A 683-nucleotide genomic window follows, 5' to 3' on the forward strand; every position below is an offset into this window, starting at 1 on the left:
GGGCTCGTCGGCGACGACGTCGAGGACGTGACGTCCGACGCCTGGCTGGAGGTCGCCCGCGACCTCGGGCGGTTCAAGGGGGACGGGGCGGGCTTCCGGGGCTGGACCGCCACCATCGCCCGGCACCGGGCGCTGGACCATCTGCGCCGGCAGCGGGTACGGCCCCGCTCGTCGGCGCTGGAGCAGGACGTACTCGACCTGCCCGGCCGGCACACCACGCACGACCAGGCCCTGGAGTCCATCTCCACCGAGCAGGCCCTGGAACTCGTGCGGGCACTGCCCCGGGACCAGGCCGAGGCGGTGCTGCTGAGGGTCGTCGTCGGCCTCGACGGCCCGGCCGCCGCCCGGGTCCTCGGCAAGCGTCCCGGCGCGGTGCGCACCGCCGCGTACCGGGGGCTGAAGCGGCTGGCCCGGCAGCTGGCGGACCGGGGTGTGACGGATGGCGGGCCCGGGACGCTGGGGGAGTCGAAATGAACGTCGGCGGGCACGTCGGCATGGACATGTAAAAAGAACGGCGAAATGAACGATGCACGCCGAAATGAACAGTGACGACGACAGCGAGGACGACAGACCCGGCCGCGTGCGGGGCAGTGGTCGGACAGGACGGGAAGCGGACATGGGTGAACGGCTGAACGGCGACGGAGCGCCCGCCCGCCACCCCGCGCACCCCGACGCGACGCCCC

At 73.6% G+C, this 683-nt stretch carries 1 protein-coding gene; it reads left to right on the forward strand.

Going from position 1 to position 683, the window contains the following annotated elements; all coding sequences use genetic code 11:
• Positions 1–474 (forward strand): RNA polymerase sigma factor (locus CCN42_RS40500; RefSeq protein WP_086742062.1); only part of this gene is annotated, 474 nt, incomplete at its 5' end.
• Positions 475–683: the final 209 nt, after the last annotated feature.

It is taken from the genome of Streptomyces glaucescens (assembly GCF_002154375.1).
GTDB classification, from domain to species: Bacteria; Actinomycetota; Actinomycetes; order Streptomycetales; family Streptomycetaceae; genus Streptomyces; species Streptomyces glaucescens.